This window comes from Bradyrhizobium sp. Kon58 (assembly GCF_055807455.1).
The window spans coordinates 1-258 of record NZ_JBVVOT010000496.1; the positions used below are offsets into that span (position 1 = coordinate 1).

Genomic DNA, 258 nt, shown 5'->3' on the forward strand with positions numbered 1-258 from the left:
CAACTGGGCTATGTGCCAAACCTGGTGGCCGGTGGCCTGGCCTCCGCACGGGGCCGGATCGTGGCGATGGTGATCCCGAATATCTCGGGGCCGATCTTTGCCAACACCCTGCAGGGTTTCAGCGACACCCTCAGCCGCCATGGCTACCAGCTGTTATTGGCGTCCAGCTATTTCAGCGTCGAGCAAGAAGAAAGTGCGGTGCGTGCGTTTCTCGGGTGGTCGCCGGCGGCATTGGTCCTCACCAGCCGCTTTCACAGT

The 258-nt window shown here is 62.0% G+C and carries 1 protein-coding gene; it reads left to right on the plus strand.

The window, feature by feature from the left end:
• Positions 1-258, plus strand: a 258-nt coding sequence (locus AC0L20_RS41265) for a helix-turn-helix domain-containing protein (protein ID WP_473295872.1), incomplete at both ends; no start/stop codon positions are given.